19 protein-coding genes are annotated in these 16,961 nt (G+C 41.1%); 6 read left to right on the top strand and 13 right to left on the bottom strand.

Features of this window, described 5'->3' with window-relative positions; all coding sequences use genetic code 11:
- Window positions 1–264: 264 nt before the first annotated feature.
- The gene (locus tag E2R51_RS16750) at window positions 265–1,146 is read right to left on the bottom strand and encodes a nucleotidyltransferase-like protein (protein ID WP_133378248.1); all 882 of its coding nucleotides are present in this window, start codon (window positions 1,144–1,146) and stop codon (window positions 265–267) included.
- 150 nt (window positions 1,147–1,296) lie between these two features.
- Here E2R51_RS16750 and E2R51_RS16755 point away from each other — a divergent pair, with 150 nt between their 5' ends.
- Entirely contained in the window at window positions 1,297–1,674 is a 378-nt protein-coding gene (locus E2R51_RS16755) for a YgzB family protein (RefSeq protein ID WP_133378249.1), read from the top strand.
- A gap of 15 nt (window positions 1,675–1,689) precedes the next feature.
- On the opposite strand, the gene perR is transcribed toward E2R51_RS16755, so the two are convergent.
- From perR to E2R51_RS16775, 4 genes are all read right to left on the bottom strand, one after another.
- Window positions 1,690–2,121, bottom strand: coding sequence for a peroxide-responsive transcriptional repressor PerR (gene perR / locus E2R51_RS16760; protein WP_483299960.1), 432 nt, complete (start codon window positions 2,119–2,121; stop codon window positions 1,690–1,692).
- A gap of 164 nt (window positions 2,122–2,285) precedes the next feature.
- Entirely contained in the window at window positions 2,286–3,827 is a 1,542-nt protein-coding gene (locus E2R51_RS16765) for an AbgT family transporter (protein ID WP_133378251.1), read from the bottom strand.
- Between the two features lie 177 nt (window positions 3,828–4,004).
- Window positions 4,005–4,481 carry a thioredoxin-dependent thiol peroxidase gene (gene bcp / locus E2R51_RS16770; RefSeq protein WP_133378252.1) on the bottom strand — a complete coding sequence of 159 codons (477 nt, stop codon included), beginning with the start codon at window positions 4,479–4,481 and terminating at the stop codon, window positions 4,005–4,007.
- A 65-nt stretch (window positions 4,482–4,546) separates the two neighbouring features.
- The gene (locus E2R51_RS16775; RefSeq protein ID WP_165967253.1) at window positions 4,547–4,954 is read right to left on the bottom strand and encodes an ion channel; all 408 of its coding nucleotides are present in this window, start codon (window positions 4,952–4,954) and stop codon (window positions 4,547–4,549) included.
- Window positions 4,955–5,029: 75 nt separating this feature from the next.
- On the opposite strand from E2R51_RS16775, the gene E2R51_RS16780 reads away from it, so the two are divergent.
- From E2R51_RS16780 to E2R51_RS16790, 3 genes are all read left to right on the top strand, one after another.
- Window positions 5,030–6,316, top strand: a complete 1,287-nt coding sequence (locus E2R51_RS16780; RefSeq protein WP_133378254.1) for a glutamate-1-semialdehyde 2,1-aminomutase — start codon at window positions 5,030–5,032, stop codon at window positions 6,314–6,316.
- A gap of 257 nt (window positions 6,317–6,573) precedes the next feature.
- Window positions 6,574–7,656, top strand: coding sequence for an FUSC family protein (locus E2R51_RS16785; protein WP_133378255.1), 1,083 nt, complete (start codon window positions 6,574–6,576; stop codon window positions 7,654–7,656).
- Between the two features lie 141 nt (window positions 7,657–7,797).
- Window positions 7,798–8,214, top strand: a complete 417-nt coding sequence (locus tag E2R51_RS16790; protein ID WP_133378256.1) for a GNAT family N-acetyltransferase — start codon at window positions 7,798–7,800, stop codon at window positions 8,212–8,214.
- A gap of 70 nt (window positions 8,215–8,284) precedes the next feature.
- Here E2R51_RS16790 and E2R51_RS16795 read toward each other — a convergent pair whose 3' ends face one another.
- The 6 genes from E2R51_RS16795 to mutY form a co-directional block, all read right to left on the bottom strand.
- Window positions 8,285–10,030, bottom strand: a complete 1,746-nt coding sequence (locus E2R51_RS16795) for an ABC transporter ATP-binding protein (RefSeq protein WP_133378257.1) — start codon at window positions 10,028–10,030, stop codon at window positions 8,285–8,287.
- A 969-nt stretch (window positions 10,031–10,999) separates the two neighbouring features.
- On the bottom strand, window positions 11,000–11,545 hold the full coding sequence (ntdP, locus tag E2R51_RS16800) for a nucleoside tri-diphosphate phosphatase (RefSeq protein WP_133378258.1): 546 nt from the start codon (window positions 11,543–11,545) through the stop codon (window positions 11,000–11,002).
- A gap of 139 nt (window positions 11,546–11,684) precedes the next feature.
- Window positions 11,685–11,930 (bottom strand): hypothetical protein, encoded by a 246-nt coding sequence (locus E2R51_RS16805; RefSeq protein WP_165967254.1) that lies wholly within the window; start codon window positions 11,928–11,930, stop codon window positions 11,685–11,687.
- A gap of 175 nt (window positions 11,931–12,105) precedes the next feature.
- The gene (locus tag E2R51_RS16810; RefSeq protein WP_133378260.1) at window positions 12,106–12,306 is read right to left on the bottom strand and encodes a gamma-type small acid-soluble spore protein; all 201 of its coding nucleotides are present in this window, start codon (window positions 12,304–12,306) and stop codon (window positions 12,106–12,108) included.
- A 59-nt stretch (window positions 12,307–12,365) separates the two neighbouring features.
- Window positions 12,366–13,112 (bottom strand): enoyl-[acyl-carrier-protein] reductase FabL, encoded by a 747-nt coding sequence (fabL, locus tag E2R51_RS16815; protein ID WP_133378261.1) that lies wholly within the window; start codon window positions 13,110–13,112, stop codon window positions 12,366–12,368.
- Window positions 13,109–14,227 (bottom strand): A/G-specific adenine glycosylase, encoded by a 1,119-nt coding sequence (gene mutY / locus E2R51_RS16820; RefSeq protein WP_133378262.1) that lies wholly within the window; start codon window positions 14,225–14,227, stop codon window positions 13,109–13,111. Before mutY ends, fabL begins: the two co-directional genes overlap by 4 nt.
- 193 nt (window positions 14,228–14,420) lie before the next feature.
- Here mutY and E2R51_RS16825 point away from each other — a divergent pair, with 193 nt between their 5' ends.
- Window positions 14,421–15,404, top strand: coding sequence for a metal-dependent hydrolase (locus E2R51_RS16825; protein ID WP_133378263.1), 984 nt, complete (start codon window positions 14,421–14,423; stop codon window positions 15,402–15,404).
- Between the two features lie 40 nt (window positions 15,405–15,444).
- Here E2R51_RS16825 and E2R51_RS16830 read toward each other — a convergent pair whose 3' ends face one another.
- Together E2R51_RS16830 and E2R51_RS16835 are read right to left on the bottom strand one after the other, a co-directional pair.
- Window positions 15,445–15,714, bottom strand: a complete 270-nt coding sequence (locus E2R51_RS16830) for a YfhJ family protein (RefSeq protein ID WP_133378264.1) — start codon at window positions 15,712–15,714, stop codon at window positions 15,445–15,447.
- Between the two features lie 2 nt (window positions 15,715–15,716).
- Window positions 15,717–16,052, bottom strand: a complete 336-nt coding sequence (locus E2R51_RS16835) for a YfhH family protein (protein ID WP_255509758.1) — start codon at window positions 16,050–16,052, stop codon at window positions 15,717–15,719.
- A gap of 172 nt (window positions 16,053–16,224) precedes the next feature.
- Here E2R51_RS16835 and E2R51_RS16840 point away from each other — a divergent pair, with 172 nt between their 5' ends.
- A complete protein-coding gene (locus E2R51_RS16840; protein WP_133378265.1) occupies window positions 16,225–16,905 on the top strand; it encodes an SDR family NAD(P)-dependent oxidoreductase in 681 nt (226 codons plus the stop codon).
- The last annotated feature ends 56 nt before the right edge of the window (window positions 16,906–16,961 follow it).

Below are 16,961 nucleotides of genomic sequence, written 5' to 3' on the forward strand. Positions count from 1 at the left end.
GTTCGTCCTGAGCCAGGATCAAACTCTCCGTAAAGTGTTTGATAAAGCTCATTTGTTTCATTTAAAACTTGTATTAACGTTGACGTTTTTGGTTGTTTAGTTTTCAAGGTTCAAGGTGTTTCGTTTGCGCCTGTGCTGCTCGGGCGACTTTCTTATATTAACATAATATTAAATGTTATGTCAACATATATTTTGTCGCTGCTTTCATTCGATTAAATCGCTCAGCAGCGACGTTTAATATCATAACAAGAGTTCAACTAAAGATCAAGGGTTTTTAAAATCTTTTTTTACAGAATAATATCTATGGTAGATTCCTTTTCCTTTTGTTTCTACTGATATAGTTGAAATCAGGTTTTTCTCGATTAAAAATTCGATCATAACGGTCAGATCTACCGTATAGTATGAAAGTTCTTCATGAGCAAGCAGCTCTTGAAAATTCCATTCACTCTTTTCACTTAAGATTTCAATTAAATGGCTGGAACCAACTTGAATGCGGGAGTGAATTAGAAACTCACTTGCCAGAAATAACAATTCAAGTCTTTTTTCCAGGGTCTCTTCACTGTTAACCAGTTCTTCATACAGTTTGAAAATTTCCGGTTCAATCTGCTTCACCTGATTCCATACTGTCACTTCAGGATGAAATCCATTTTCAATGACGGCAAGCCTTGCCAAATGGTGCAAGGAATGAACGACATGATTATAGGCATCAAGAAAGTGGCGGGATTCAAAAAAAGCCTTGCCGTCCATGTAACGCCGAATTAATTTGGCGAATTCGACGCCCATTTTAATTTTCCTTCCATAGAAAGGAAAATCCCGAAGCTCCGTTCGCATATTTTCGATATATTCATTTCGATCAAATACGATTCTTCCCGTTAACAGCCATTCTGTAATTTTCCGGTTGCTTCCGAGTAAAAGCCATTCTTTGATTTGATCCTCTGTAATAATATGCATCGCGGCCTTACTGTCTTCGTATGTATAATGCTTCATAAAAACAGGTGCCTCAGCTTCTTTAACAACTATAAGTAGTATTGTGTCAAACGTATCGGTCAGTGTACTCTGTCTATCTTTCTTTTGAACAATTAAAATTCCGAGCGTATTCGGCTGGCTTGCTCTCTCCTGATAAATGGGACGCAGAATGTCTTCCATAATAGTAACTCCTTCGCTATAAAATGCTTTATGTAGTTATTCGACAAGGACAGTCATTTTCCTGCTTTATCTTTCGTAAATAATCCGTCACTAAATTGATCTATCGTTCACAAGGTTCTATGATATAGTAAAAGCTCAGGGGGGACAATAATGGCTAAAGCATATTCAAATAAAATTAATAAAATCCGTTCATTCGCGCTTGCTCTTATATTTGTCGGGTTTGTCATTATGTATGCGGGTATTTTCTTCCGTGAAAATCCAATCGTCATGTTAATTTTCATCTCACTTGGGATGATTGCTTTAATGTTCAGTATGGTCGTATATTTTTGGATCGGCATGCTGTCTACGAAGGCGGTCATAGTAAATTGCCCAAATTGTGAAAAGCCGACGAAAATCCTCGGCCGGGTGGATATGTGCATGCACTGCCGTGAACCTTTAACACTGGATCCTGACCTAGAAGGCAGGGAATTCAGCGAGGACTATAATAAGAAGAAAAACAAAAGTGACAATGAACCTGTAAACAAATAAAAAAAGAAGCTCACATCAGTGGGCTTCTTTTTTTACGGAACAATCCTGACAGGTGCCGTATACTTCCATTCGGTGGTTATTTACTTTAAATCCGGTAACATGCGAAGCTAAATGCTCTACTTCATCTAAACCAGGATAATGAAAATCCACAATTTTTCCGCATTCCTGGCATATAGCATGGTAGTGATCCGTTGTCACAAAATCAAAGCGACTTGAAGAATCTCCATAGGTTAATTCTTTCACAAGACCAACTTCTCTAAAAACACGAAGGTTGTTATATACTGTGGCCACACTCATATTAGGGAATTTCCCTTCAAGTGCCTTGTAAATATCATCAGCAGTCGGGTGTGACATGGACCCTACCAGATATTCCAGAATCGCATGACGTTGAGGAGTAATACGCACCCCAGTACCTTTTAGTGAATCTAATGCCTCGCGCAGCTGCATTTCTGACACCGCCATGCACCTCTTTCTATAAAAAGTCTTTCTTTATAATCTTTATAAATAGTGTACTCGCCTATAATAGGATTTGTCAAACGGTTCACCAAATGATCATCCTAAAAATAGTAAAAACCCCTGCCCATAAAACAGAGCAGGAGTTCAATAGTAAATTATCTGGAGTAGAACACATTTGATCCGGGACCCAGATCAATTCCCGTGTACATAAAGACTAGGAGCATAAGAGTCCAGACGATTGAAAAAACAATTGTGTAAGGAATCATTGTGGAAATTAACGTACCGATTCCTACATTCTTATCGTATTTTTGAGCAAATGCAATTACTATCGCAAAATAAGGCATTAATGGAGAGATAATATTCGTTGTTGAATCTGCAATTCGATATAAGACCTGTGTAAATTCAGGTGCATATCCAAGCTGCATCATAATTGGCACAAAAACCGGTGCCATAAAAGCCCACTTAGCAGATGAGCTTCCAATGAATAAATTAATTACCCCTACAACAAACATAAATCCAAGAACGAGTAAAATCCCTTCCAGACCTGCTTCACTCAGCCAGTCTGCTGCATTGTATGCGAAAATTTGTCCGAGATTACTTGTATTAAAGTAGGCAATGAACTGTCCTGCAACAAAAGCAAGAACAATGTACATGCCCATTGTAGCCATCGTGTCAGACATTTGATTTGCAATGTCTTTATCACTGCGTATCGATTTAGTAACTAATCCGTATACAAAACCAGGGATTAAGAAAAAGATAAACAGGATCGGCACCAGCGTTTGGAAGAACGGAGCTGCCAGAATCTCGTCATTTGGAAGTCCTGCCCGCAGCGGTCCCCAGCTCGGAACTACTAAAAGTGCTATTAAACTGCTGGTAATAATAATTGAAAGAAGGGCCATCCAAAGTCCTTTTTTCTCAATAGAAGATACATTTTTCATATCTTCCGTTTCAGCCGCATCTACATTTCCTTTGTAGGATCCTAAACGAGGCTCGACAATTTTCTCAGTGACAAACGTACCAGCGATCGTCAGAAGGAAAACTGATGCAATCATAAAGTAGTAGTTCATCAGAATATTCATGCCGTCAGCATACCCTGGATCAAAAGCGGCAGCTGCGGCGATGGTTAATTCTCCTAATAAGGGATCAAGAGAAGTAACGAGCAGGTTTGCACTGAAACCGGCCGATACACCAGCGAAAGCTGCGGCAAGACCAGCCAAAGGGTGGCGCCCAAGCCCTGCGAATAAAACGGCTCCAAGCGGAGTAAGTACAACATAACCGGCATCTGCAGCCATAGAAGACATGATTCCGCCAAAAACCAGCGCTGCAGTCAGCAGCTGCTTTGGCACAGAAGTTACCAGTGCTTTAAGTGCAGCTGATATAAGTCCTGAGCGTTCAGCAATTCCGATACCAAGCATCGTGACTAATACAGTTCCAAGAGGTGCAAAACCAGTGAAGTTGGTTACTGCCGTTTCAAACATGTATAAAATTCCATCTGAACTCAGAAGATTAAATACATTAATTGTTTCCCCTTCGCTATCTTCAACAGACCAGCCAAGCGCCGACCCTAAAGCCGAAACCAGCACAACTAAGGCTGCAAAAATAAAAAACAGGGTAACCGGATGAGGAAGCTTATTACCAACGCGTTCGATTCCATCGAGCCCTTTGGTAAAAAACCCTCGCTTTTTTATTTTCTCCATAAAATCCTCCTAGACTCTTATAATATTAAATTTTCTAACAACTCTGCGATAAACAGGTAGTGCCATTATAAAGATATAACGCGTAGAAAAAAAGACCTATGGCAAAATCCGAAATACAAACAATATTCACATGATTACAAAAATAAAATACGCACAAAATTTCTGCGCGTATTTCATTTAATGATTTAATTCGTTTTGAACGAACTTCAGTGTATCCTCCACATGACCTTTCACACGAACTCCCCGCCATTCTTTTGCCAGACGTCCTTCTTTATCAATGGCGAAGGTGGAGCGTTCAATTCCCATATATTCCTTACCAAATGTCTTTTTCAGTTTCCATACACCGTACTTCTCAGCAGCTTCATGCTCCTGGTCGACCAATAGTTCAAAAGGCAGATCATGCTTGTCAATAAATCGTTTATGCTTTTCTTTTGGATCCGGGCTAACCCCAAGAATTACAGCATCCACACCTTCAAATGATGCATGATGATCACGAAAATCACACGCTTGTGTGGTACATCCAGGTGTCATATCCTTAGGATAAAAATATAAAACCACATTCTTTTTTCCGACATAATCGCTTAACGAAACTGTTTCACCTGATTGTGTTTCCAGCGTAAAATCAGGTGCCTTCTCTCCTACTTCAATCTTCATTGCAACTCCCCCTCCATTGCTTTCTTACATCTAAGACTACATAATGAAAATTTTAATTTCAATGATTAACGGTTATCGTTTTTGGGTGATCTGTTAAAAATTAATGTCCAAACGACTGTTACGGGCAGCGCATGTCCCAAATAACTAGCCACCAGGGAAATTGCTCTGCCCCACCCAACTGGAATAATTTCACCATTGCCAACAGAAAATAGCATCATTCCGCTAAAATAAATAGCCGTTTCAAATAATGACCAAAAGGATGTAATTGGATGTCGCTGCATCATAACAGTGATCCCTTCCAGCGTCATCACTGTATATATTGTGGCAAAGCCGGTAAGCAGTACAGCATATGTAACGGTCAGCAGCAGAAAATTCCTTAAAGAAAATACCTGGCCATCCCAGGATGTGGTCAGAAGCCGCTTAATCGCATAGCCAGTCATTATTACTACACAAGCTAAAATGAGCCATCCCATCAGAATCCTCCTCATTTGCGCAATCAAGTTCATCATATTACAATACCTATGACGCAATGACTGGGAGGAGACATAATGAATTATTCAAATTCTGAGCGGCTTCATGAAGAAGCCCTGGAACATATAGTAGGAGGAGTTAACAGCCCTTCCCGCTCATTTAAAGCAGTGGGCGGCGGATCACCTGTTGCCATGGAGCGAGGAAAAGGTGCTTACTTTTGGGATGTAGACGGAAATCAGTATATTGACTACCTGGCTGCCTACGGCCCTATTATTACCGGACATGCTCATCCACATATCACAAAAGCCATTCAGCACGCAGCTGAAACAGGTATTTTATATGGCACCCCAACAAAACATGAAGTAACATTTGCGAAGATGCTGAAAGAGGCTATGCCGGCAATGGAAAAAGTTCGTTTTACAAACTCAGGAACTGAGGCTGTCATGACAACCATTCGTGTGGCACGTGCTTATACCGGCCGGGATAAAATCATTAAATTTGCCGGCTGCTACCATGGGCATTCAGATCTTGTGCTCGTTGCTGCCGGTTCGGGACCTGCTACTCTTGGAACACCGGATTCAGCCGGTGTAACAAAAAACATCGCGAGTGAAGTCATTACAGTCCCATTTAATGAAATCGAACCCTTTAAAGAAGCTTTAGAAAAATGGGGCGATGAAATTGCAGGGGTACTTGTCGAACCGATTGTAGGCAACTTTGGAATCGTTGAGCCGCTTCCCGGTTTTCTGGAGGAAGTAAATAAGCTTTCACATGAAGCAGGGGCATTAGTGATTTATGATGAAGTTATTACTGCGTTCCGTTTTATGTATGGCGGTGCCCAGGATTTGTTGAATGTGAAGCCCGATTTAACTGCAATGGGTAAAATTATTGGAGGCGGTCTTCCAATTGGCGCGTACGGTGGACGAGTAGATATTATGGAAAAAATCGCTCCACTCGGCCCTGCCTATCAAGCCGGTACAATGGCTGGAAACCCTGCTTCCATTCAAGCCGGTATTGCTTGTTTGGAAGTATTAAAAGAACAGGGCGTTTATGAAGAACTCGACCGTTTAGGCGCTATTTTAGAAAAAGGCATTCTTGAATCGGCTCAAAAGCATGATGTGACGATTACAATTAATCGTTTAAAAGGCGCTCTGACCATTTATTTTACTGACCAGAAAATCTACAACTACGACCAGGCAGAAGCTACAGATGGAGAAGTCTTTGCGCGTTTCTTTAAACTGATGCTTGCACAGGGAATTAACCTTGCTCCATCAAAATATGAAGCCTGGTTTTTAACTACCGCTCATACAGAAGAAGATATTCATAAAACACTTGAAGCGGTAGATCAAGCTTTTAAACAACTATAAGTTTATCGGTACGAACCCTTAATTGGGTTTGTACTTTTTTATGAATGCGTTTTATTCTCTGCTCTAGTCGCCTTTGATAAAAAATTCATTTTTCTGAACTTTTACATTCGCCTTTTATAGACACAAATTCTCCTTCTTTTCTCTTGCAGTAGACCCTGAACCGAGGTATATTACTACTATTGTCCAGCTGAAATCAAAATTCACTGCGGCAATGAATAACGTGAAATTATAACGTCAAGAAAGGATTTATTTTATCCATGAAGCTCGGAGCCCGAGTGTTAAAGACGGGAATTGCAATTGTCCTGGCCTTATATTTAGCTGAGTTACTGCAGCTTCCATCCCCTATATTTGCCGGGATCGCTGCAGCGTTTGTTGTACAGCCGACCATTTACCGGTCATTCGTTTCTATTTTAGAACATATCCAGGCCAATTTAATTGGTGCCATTGTAGCCGTTTTGTTCGTTTTAGTATTTGGGAATCATGTGGTTGTTATTGGATTTGCAGCAGTAATCACGATTACGATTATCTTAAAGCTTAGGATTGAATCAACGATTGGTTTAGCCCTCGTTACGTTAATCGCCATAATGGAAGTACAAAACGAAGCGTTTGTTACGTTTGCCCTGCTGCGGTTTGCAACGATTATGCTGGGTGTTTTATCGTCATTTGTCGTAAACCTTATTTTCCTGCCGCCTAAATACGAGACAAAGCTGTTTTATAAAATCTCTACGACAACAGATGATATGGTTAAATGGATTCGATTAAGTACACGCCGCGCCACAGAACATCAGCTGTTAAAAAAAGATATTGAAAAATTCAAAGAACGTCTGATAAAAATTGACCAGACATATTTAATGTATAAAGAAGAACGCGGCTATTTCAAGCGAAATTCCGTTTCAAAAACGCGAAAGCTTGTCGTCTACCGTCAAATGATTTCAACAGTAAGAAGAAGCTTTGAAATTCTGAAACGGCTGCACCGCTTTGAAAACGAGCTAAATCAGGTGCCGGAATCACTTCAGCTGATTATTCAGGAACAGCTTGATTGCCTGATGAGCTACCATGAGCAGCTGCTATTGCGATTTGTTGGGAAAATCAAATCCACCAATGAACATGACCAAATTAATCATACATGCATGAACCATAAAGAAGTAACGGATATATTTATGGTGGAAGTAAATAAAGCACGCGACGAAGAAGAAAATAACAGCTATCATTTGCTCCATGTACTCTCTTCCATGCTTGAATACGAAGAACATCTGGTTCATCTGGATACGCTGATTGCAAGCATTCAATGCCACCAGGATGATAATGATGTTTCACTTCCTGAACGCGATCTTGATTAATCAATTCCTTCACAAAAACAAAGAAAAACGCACTGAATTTCACAAAGTAAATTCAGTGCGTTTTTTTATAATGTTACTTTTTTAACTTTTAGCGTTAATAATTAGTGAATACGTTTATCATTCTATTGTATGAGGTGAAATATGACTTATAAAATTTTAACAAACACATCCCCAACATTAGAAGAATACATCTATTTATGCTCAAGTGTTGGTTGGAAAGAATTTATGAATTTTGATGCTGCAGAGACTTCTATCCGAAATTCTGTCTATTCCGTTGTTGTAAAGGATCATAACACCATTATGGGTATGGGAAGAATTGTGGGGGATCATGCTATTTATTTCTATATACAGGACATAGTCGTTCACCCTGATTATCAAGGAAAAGGGATTGGCAAAAAAATTATGAGCGCTTTACTGATGTATCTTGAAGAAAATGCCCCGGATAAGGCGTTCATCGGTTTATTTGCTTCTGAAGGAAAAGGAGATTTTTATGAAAAATATGATTTTAAGGATTTCTCCCCTTCTATGACAGGAATGTTTAAAGTGATCTCAAAATGATTTTAAATTTAAATCCTTAAAAGAAAAATGGGCTTAGAGGTGATTGCTTCCTCTAAGCCCTGTGTTTTTTCTAATCATCCAACTGCTGTACCTGGAACAAATTGTAATACAGTCCTTTTTGTTTCATAAGCTGCTGATGGGACCCGCTTTCCGCTATTTTACCGTGATCGATAACGATGATCCGGTCTGCATGTGTGATAGTTGAAAGTCTGTGGGCAACAATAAAGGTTGTCCGTTCTTTAGCCAAAAGCTCAATTGATTCTTGAATCAGATGCTCGCTTTCAAGATCAAGTGCTGAAGTTGCCTCATCCATTATCAGGATCGGCGGGTTTTTCAAAAATACCCTGGCAATCGCCACCCGCTGCTTCTGGCCGCCAGACAGCTTCACTCCCCGTTCTCCCACTTTCGTATGATAGCCCTCAGGCAATCCAAGAATAAATTCATGAGCATTGGCTGCTTTTGCGGCTTCAATAGCCGCTTCATCCGACGCTTCAGGATCACCCATTTTAATATTCATCATAACCGATTCACTAAATAAAATATTATCCTGTAATACCATTCCAATTTTATTCCGAAGGCTGCGAACCTTAAAATCCCTTATGTCCGTTCCATCAAGTACAATTCTGCCTTTTGTTACATCATAGAAGCGCGGAATCAAACTGACGATTGTCGATTTTCCGCCTCCGCTCATTCCAACAAAAGCGATCGTTTCCCCCTGCTTCACATGAAGATGGACATCATCCAGTACATCGTCTTCTTTTTCATCATACCTAAACGATACATGATCAAAAACAATATCTCCTCTGACATCGGTAACCTCTTTAGCTGCCGGCTTGTCATCTACATCATATTTTTCATCAATTAACTCAAACACACGGTCCATTGACGCAATTGACTGCGTGAGTGTAGTGGAACTGTTCACAAGTCTTCTGAGCGGATTATAAAGCCTTTCCACATATGCGATAAATGCAACCATGACACCAAGGGTTAAACTTCCTTCTATGACTCTGTAGCCTGCGTAGCCAATCACGATCAGAGGGGCGATATCCGTTATGGTATTCACCACAGCAAAAGCTTTTGCATTCCATTTTGTCTGATCAATTGCTTTGTCTAAAAAATTACCGTTTTTTCCATCAAATTGTTTCTGTTCATGATCTTCAATCGCAAAACTTTTAATGACACTCATTCCCTGCACCCGCTCATGCAGATATCCCTGAACCTCAGCGAGCGCCTGCGAGCGATTTCTCGTCAGCATTCTGAGCCTGCCAAAAAAATATTGAACTGAAAAAGCATATAAAGGAAAAACAATAATGGCAACAAGCGTTAATTTCACATCGTACGTAAGCATAATGGTAATGGCTATGAGGATCGTTGCGACGTCCAGCCATAAATTCATTAATCCTGTCATCACAAAATTCTTCGTCTGTTCCACATCATTGATCACACGGGAAATCACTTCCCCGGCCCTGTTATTCGCATAATATTTAAAACTGAGCTTCTGCATATGGGAAAACAGCTGATCCCGGATGTCAAATAATATTTTATTGCTAGTCCATTGCGCAAAATACTGACGATAATACTCTACCGGCGGACGGACAATCACAAACAAAACAACCGCTATGCCAATGATCCAGAACAGCTGGGTCAGCTTGGCACCATCTCCACCGGATCCCCCTATAATGTCATCTATTACATACTGGATGAGCACAGGGATCAGCAAAGGAATCGCAAACTTTACAATCCCAATCAAAAGTGTCCATATAATTTGCCACTTATAAGGATGCACAAATTTCATATATCGCTTAATACTATCCAAAACAACTCATCTCTCTTTCTTATTTAAAAGCGGAAGCGGACGTTTAGGGGCGACTAGCACAAGGCGAGTGCTGACAGAAGGCTGCCTTTTGCCTTCAGTCAGCGCTTGACTTGTGACCTCGAGCCCCTGCCCGCTGCAGCTGGATAACATAAAAGCGGAAACTGGCGTTTAGCTCCGACAGACGTAAGGCGCGCAGCCAATTAGGCGCTTTTTGCCTAAATGGCTGCGTGACTTACGATCCGAGGAGCTGCCAGTTGCAGCTGGATAACGTAAAAGCGGAAGGCGCTCGTCCAGCCCCGACAAGCATAAGACGCGGTGGCCAAGTGGACGCCCTTTGTCCACTGGGGCAGCGTGACTTATGACCTCGAGGGGCTAGCGCCTGCAGCTGGATAACGTAAAAGCGGAAGCGGGCGTTTAGGGGCGATAAGCACAAGGCGAGTGCGAACGGAAGGCCGACTTTTGCCTTCCGGTCGTGCTTGACTTGTGACCTCGAGCCCCTGCCCGCTGCAGCTGGATAACGTAAAAGCGGCAGGCGCTCGTCCAGCCCCGACAAGCATAAGACGCGGTGGCCAAGTGGAAACAAGCCAATGACGTAAACATAGAAGTGTTTTTATCAATCAACAAATTTGTTTTATCGATCACTTCTTTGCACTTATCTCACATCATTTACGATATATCGATCATGTTTCAAAATATATCAATCATCCCGGCATGAAATCTGATTATATCGATCAAGTTTACCTTTTTATCGATCACCTTTCACACTTTATCGATCATCTTTCTGCTTTTATCGTTCACACTTGCCAGAACTAACTTAGCCCCAGCTCAAATCCAGTTAGATGCCCTTTTCAAACCAGAAAATATTAACTTCATCAAAACGCACTCTCTCGGGTTGCGCCCTACCCCTCCTTACATCCGCAATAAGCATGAAAAAACCTGTTGTACATACACCAACAGGGGTAATCAGATTTATTCTTTTTGCCGGTATCTTTTTTGAAATAAGTAACGGCTGTACCAGACGTCTATAAAATCGGGTGCAAATGGACCTCTGCGCTGTTTTATCCAGCGGATCAATTTGTCTACATTTCGCTGCAGAATGTGGTCAATAACATTGGGATAACCCATTTGGTTGCGATGGTCTTCATATTCATCCTCATCAAGCAGGGTATAGGACATGTCTGGATAAACTTTAATATCCAGGTCATAATCAATGTATTTTAAAGCTTCTTCATCATATACAAATGGCGAGCTTAAATTGCAGTAGTAATAGACACCATCTTCTCTCAACATGCAAATAATATTGAACCAATGTTCTGCATGAAAATAGCAGATGGCCGGTTCCCGGGTTAACCAGGTCCTTCCATCCGATTCCGTTACAACGGTTCGATCATTTCCACCAATGACAATATTTCTTGTTCCTTTCAGAACAGTCGTTTCCTGCCAGATTCGATGAATTAATCCGTCATGTTTGTAGCTATGTATTTGAATACTTTGCCCTTCAACTGGTAGCGTCATCGTCCGTCGCCTGCCTTTATACCTCTAAATTATTTGCCTGAAAAATCCACTAGGCATCCGTTCATGTGTGTATTTTACCATTATACCCTTTTTTACGAAAAAGAGCCACCGAGACACACCGGCAGCTCATGTAAACTGATTACCCTATTTTGTCTTGGAATGTTTTAATCACTTCATTCATCCGGATGTCAAACTGCTCTTGAACATATTCCAGCTGAATATGTAATTCTTGCAGCTGTGCAGTCATATGATTAGCGGATTCATGAATACTGAGTGATTGAAGAAGTTCCTGCATTTGTTGCTTTTTTTCAATTTCAGCGTACAGCCAAAGTAATTTCTCAGCAATTTCCATTTGCACATACAGTTTGTCTTTTAGTCCAATCATCGTTATTCCCTCCTGACAACTAAACATTCACCTTTGGAGGGGGAATTTCCTTTGACTATATTTGTCACATTCCTTGTAGTTTTAGCAGTAACAAAAAACTACAAAGAATATGACAAAAACCTAAAATGCAACTAAATTAAAAACCGCTCCAATAAGGAACGGCTTTTAAATATGCTTAGCGGTTTTGTTGGTTGTTTTGAGAAGCGTTTTTCTTGTTAGCTTCTGCTTGTTGGTTTTGGCGTTTTACTTCAGCAGCGTTTGTTTCAGATGCAAATTCAGTACCATAGTTCTGATTGTTTGCACCAGCTTGAGCGTTTTGTTGTTTTGCTTTTTCAACGTTCATACCTGAAGCTGTTTTGTTTGTTTGTTTTTTCATTGTATTCTCACCTCCACGATAGTTAATGTAACCAGTTGGAGGTAACTCTATACACTTTTTTATACGAGCAGGGACCGGCCGCCATCGACAATAATTGTTTGTCCGCGAATCATGGAAGAATCCTCTGACACAAGGAATAATACCGTTTTTACCAGGTCATCAATTTCAACCATTCTCCCTGCTGGGGTCTTACTTCTTGCGTCTTCAAGCAGTTCTTCACGGTTCGGGAAGTGCTTAAGGGCATCGGTATCGACAGCTCCGCCGGAAACCGCATTTACCACAATATTTTTTGGTGATAATTCAACAGCCAGATAGCGGGTAAGGGCTTCTAGTGCTGCTTTTGATACACCTACTGTTGTGTAATTATCCAGGTAGCGGATTGATCCAAGTGAGGAAATACTTACAATCTTTCCGCCCTCTTCAGGCATAAGCTTTGTGGCTTCCTGTGCACAAAAAAGCAGGGCTTTGCTGTTAATATTCATCGTCCAATTCCAATGGGACTCTTCCAGTTCCATTGCCGGTCGAAGAACACCCGATGCGGCATTGTTAATAAAAATATCCAACCTTCCAAAATGTTCTTTAATTTCCTCAAACATTTTTTTTATTTTTTCAACATCTCCTACATTCGCACGAACCACCATTGCTTTTTGTCCTAATTGTTCAATCTCAGCTGCTGTATCAAGCGCTGCCTGCTTGCTCCGTGCGTAATTTATAACAATGTCATATCCTTTTGCTGCCAGAGCAAGGGCGATAGCTTTACCGACTCCCCGGCTGCTGCCGGTTACTAATGCTACTTTGTTCGTCATATTTCTCTCTCCTGTCTTTCATTATGTAGGTATTGTTTCCATATTTTACGATGGGAAACTGGCAAGGCTACTTCCTCAATTTTATCTTGATTCATCCATATTGCCCGGTCCTGAGTGTTGACATCGCCATCCACTGAATTTGCTTTAAAGACAGTCATTTTCCAGGTAAGGTGGGAAAAAATATGGTCCTGCCTAAACCAGGCCTCCGGTTCTACTATAGCTTCAACACCAAAGTCTGTTCGCAGAAATTCTTCAATTTGTTGTGCCTGTGGTACACCCTCCTGCTGCTCAAGACTGGGAAATTCCCACAAATAAGCAAGCAGGCCTTGTGAAGGGCGCTGGTTAACCAGCCATTCACCCTTTTGATTTTGGACGATAACAGTTAGAAGGTCAATATTACGCGACGATTTCTTTTTTGTTTTTACAGGAAGATCCCGCTGAATTCCTTCTGAAAATGCTAAGCAATGCTCTTGAACTGGGCATAATAAACAAGAAGGTGAGGTAGGCGTACAAACCAGCGCCCCCAGCTCCATTAATGCCTGATTAAAATAAGACGGATTCTCTTTTGAAATCAAATGGCGCACAGCTTCTTCAAATATTTTTCTTGATGAAGGCTTTGCTATGTCATCCCATATGGATAGAACACGGGACAATACCCGCATGACATTTCCATCAACTGCCGGCTGTGGAATGCCATAGGCAATGCTAAGTATAGCCCCAGCAGTATAAGGGCCCACTCCCTTCAGACCAGCAATTTCCTTGGGATCATCCGGTACAATTCCTCCGTACTGTTCATGCACTTCCCTTACAGCACTCTGGAGGTTTCTTGCTCGTGAATAATAACCCAATCCCTCCCAGGCCTTCAACACTTTTTCTTCTGGTGCATTGGCCAGCGCCTCTACTGTAGGAAACTGCTCCATAAAACGCTGGTAATAAGGAATTACGGTATCCACTCTTGTTTGCTGAAGCATAATTTCAGAAACCCATACTCGGTACGGATCTTTGTTTAAACGCCAGGGCAGATCGCGCATTTCTTTTTCAAACCAGTTTATTAAATTTTTTTGAAATGTTTGCTCATCTATTTTTTCAAGCGCATCTTGTAAATATTCATTCATCTTTGTACCTCCAGGATGTTACTACATGATGTAGAATGGGAATAAGAAATAAGAACGTTAATTTTTATGTTAACCTATACTGCAGAAACAACCGCTTTTAGGTTGTATTTGATCAGCAGGCTGACCATACTTATTAATAAGCAAATCTTCTTTAAAGAAGAAGATTTAAATCGCTACGGAAGGAGGATACATTTTGGATACAGGTACTCATATTGTAATGGGATTTGCATTAGGCGGATTGGCAATGATTGATCCTGTCGTAGCAAATGATCCCGTCACAGCCCAAAGTGTATTAGTTGCTGCTGTGATCGGCTCTCAGGCTCCTGATGCAGATACCGTTTTAAAACTGCGGAACAATGCAGTGTATATTCGTCATCATCGCGGCGCCACCCATTCAATTCCAGCTGTTTTGTTGTGGCCGATCTTAATAACCGGTGCTTTGTTTCCATTTTATCCAGAAGCGAATATTTTACATTTATGGTTATGGACGTTTTTGGCAGTCTTTCTGCATGTTTTTGTAGATATTTTTAATTCTTATGGAACACAGGCATTGAGGCCATTTTCCTCCCACTGGGTGGCGCTTGGGGTCATTAATACGTTTGACCCGATTATTTTTGGCATCCATGTGATTGGTTTAATGATCTGGGGATTTGGAGCAGATCCGGTCCCTACATTTTTGATTATGTATTCGATCATTATCGTCTACTATATCATCCGCTTTATGCTCCAGGCTGCTGTCAGGCATTCGATCAAAAAAACGATTCCCAAAGCAGATAGTGTTATTATCGCACCAACGATGCGCTTTTACCAATGGCGAATTGCAGCTCAGACAAAGGATCATTTTTATGTAGGAAGAGCATACGGTCGTTCCATTACGATCTATGACAAATTCAAACGGAAATCAGTACCAGATAATAGTATTTTCGCAAAAGCACAGCAGGATAAAAATATTTCAGCTTTCTTATCCTTTTCCCCGCTTTATCGCTGGGAGCTGACAGAAAGCGACGATCAATATGAAGTGCGTTTTATTGATCTCAGATACCGCAGTAACGACCACTATCCATTTGTAGCCGTTGTACAGATGGATCATGACCTGAACATCCAAAGCTCCTATACCGGCTGGATATTCAGTGAAGAAAAACTTAAGAAAAAGCTCGATGTTCTTCCCAATGAATAAACTAAAAAGCTGAAGACCCTCAAGCAGGTCTTCAGCTTTTTTAATGTCTTGTATCCTCATCGCTGCTTAATAATGCAGCATACTTTGGATTCATAGCCGCCACTTCATGAAGCCGTTCGCCATAGTTCTGAATCCACTGCCGAACGACCCTTTCTGTCACTTCTCTGCCCTGATAATCATGACCCGCTTTCGCATAAGTGGCCTCAAAATCTTCCCATAATAATTCAACAAGTGTTTGAGCCTTTGACCGTGTTAAAGCCGGACTTTTTTCTAATAAAAGTGTTACCAGCCCTAGTTTTTCTTCACTCATTGCTACTCTCCTCCTTTACCCGAAAGCTCAAGCATTGATATAGGCAGCGCTTCAAGCTGCTTTTCCCCTTTTAATCGATAACCCCATGCGAAAACGCCATTTAGATAATCAATTTTAAAATAACTTCCAGGATCATTATGTATCGCATAAACTTCTCCTGCCTTAAACTGCTTTGGATCCAATAAATAGCTCTGCGCCATAATCGCCTTGCGTTCCAATACGGCAAATTCATTTAAGATTCCAAGCTGTTCTGCTTTACGGGCTTTTTCCTTTAACGCCGCAATTTCCTGTTGAAGCTCATGTTCTGACATTGTGCTGTACCTTTTTTCTGCAGACACGTTTTAACACCTCACTATGTAATTAGTATACGGAAAGCTTGAGTGAAAACAAACGAATTAACGTTTAAATTTTTCAACCATAATAACACTCAATGCTTTTGTCAGTTGACATTTTGATGGTTTCACTGAACAATAGATTGCAGCTATTTACTTTAATTAAAGGCGGGATAAAATGAAACTCCCTATCGCACTAATCACCGGAGCAGGTACTGGTCTTGGCAAAGAGCTCGCCCGTTTGCTCAGTAAAACGCATCATGTTGTGTTAGTTGGACGCCGCGATGCCGAATTAATGGAACTGGCAGAGGAAATTAATCTCAGCGGCAGCGCTACTCCGCTCACCTGTGATATTTCACAGCAGGATCAAGTGACCAGCTTGGAAAAACAGCTGTTGAATTTAAGCTTGCTGCCAGTTGATATCGTGGTAAATAATGCAGGTGTGGGGCATTTTGGTTCACTTGAAACGAACAATATTGAAGAATGGAATCAAATGTTTCAGACAAATGTTTATGGTCCGATGCTCATAACAAAAACCTTCCTGCCCTATATGAAAGAGTCCAAAGGTAAGTTTATCAATATCCTATCAACCGCCGCACTCCGCGGAAAGGTCAACGAATCAGGTTATGTGGCAAGTAAGTTTGCCTTCCGCGGTTTTTCGGAAAGTATAGCAAAAGAAGTTGAGCCCCATGGAATCCGGGTGATTCGCGCCTATATGGGTGGAATGAACACGCCTTTTTGGGAATCTTCTTCTCATGTAGAGAACGCTGCAGCGTTTCGAACACCAAGTGAAGTTGCAGAAATCATCATCAGCAGGATGGACAGTGAAGATGAGATTGTGATTGAATCCAGGAAATAATGCAACGGGAAAAATATGTCTCAATCTCTTTTAACCGGTTCACTGCGCTTTAGGCA

Source organism: Jeotgalibacillus sp. S-D1, assembly GCF_004358665.1.
GTDB lineage: Bacteria > Bacillota > Bacilli > Bacillales > Jeotgalibacillaceae > Jeotgalibacillus.

Coding starts and splice junctions, on each gene's coding strand:
- E2R51_RS16750 (WP_133378248.1), bottom strand. CDS start 1,146: ATGGAAGACATTCTGCGTCCCATTTATCAGGAGAGAGCAAGCCAGCCG.
- E2R51_RS16755 (WP_133378249.1), top strand. CDS start 1,297: ATGGCTAAAGCATATTCAAATAAAATTAATAAAATCCGTTCATTCGCG.
- perR (WP_483299960.1), bottom strand. CDS start 2,121: ATGCAGCTGCGCGAGGCATTAGATTCACTAAAAGGTACTGGGGTGCGT.
- E2R51_RS16765 (WP_133378251.1), bottom strand. CDS start 3,827: ATGGAGAAAATAAAAAAGCGAGGGTTTTTTACCAAAGGGCTCGATGGA.
- bcp (WP_133378252.1), bottom strand. CDS start 4,481: ATGAAGATTGAAGTAGGAGAGAAGGCACCTGATTTTACGCTGGAAACA.
- E2R51_RS16775 (WP_165967253.1), bottom strand. CDS start 4,954: ATGGGATGGCTCATTTTAGCTTGTGTAGTAATAATGACTGGCTATGCG.
- E2R51_RS16780 (WP_133378254.1), top strand. CDS start 5,030: ATGAATTATTCAAATTCTGAGCGGCTTCATGAAGAAGCCCTGGAACAT.
- E2R51_RS16785 (WP_133378255.1), top strand. CDS start 6,574: ATGAAGCTCGGAGCCCGAGTGTTAAAGACGGGAATTGCAATTGTCCTG.
- E2R51_RS16790 (WP_133378256.1), top strand. CDS start 7,798: ATGACTTATAAAATTTTAACAAACACATCCCCAACATTAGAAGAATAC.
- ntdP (WP_133378258.1), bottom strand. CDS start 11,545: ATGACGCTACCAGTTGAAGGGCAAAGTATTCAAATACATAGCTACAAA.
- E2R51_RS16805 (WP_165967254.1), bottom strand. CDS start 11,930: ATGATTGGACTAAAAGACAAACTGTATGTGCAAATGGAAATTGCTGAG.
- E2R51_RS16810 (WP_133378260.1), bottom strand. CDS start 12,306: ATGAAAAAACAAACAAACAAAACAGCTTCAGGTATGAACGTTGAAAAA.
- fabL (WP_133378261.1), bottom strand. CDS start 13,112: ATGACGAACAAAGTAGCATTAGTAACCGGCAGCAGCCGGGGAGTCGGT.
- mutY (WP_133378262.1), bottom strand. CDS start 14,227: ATGAATGAATATTTACAAGATGCGCTTGAAAAAATAGATGAGCAAACA.
- E2R51_RS16830 (WP_133378264.1), bottom strand. CDS start 15,714: ATGAGTGAAGAAAAACTAGGGCTGGTAACACTTTTATTAGAAAAAAGT.
- E2R51_RS16840 (WP_133378265.1), top strand. CDS start 16,225: ATGAAACTCCCTATCGCACTAATCACCGGAGCAGGTACTGGTCTTGGC.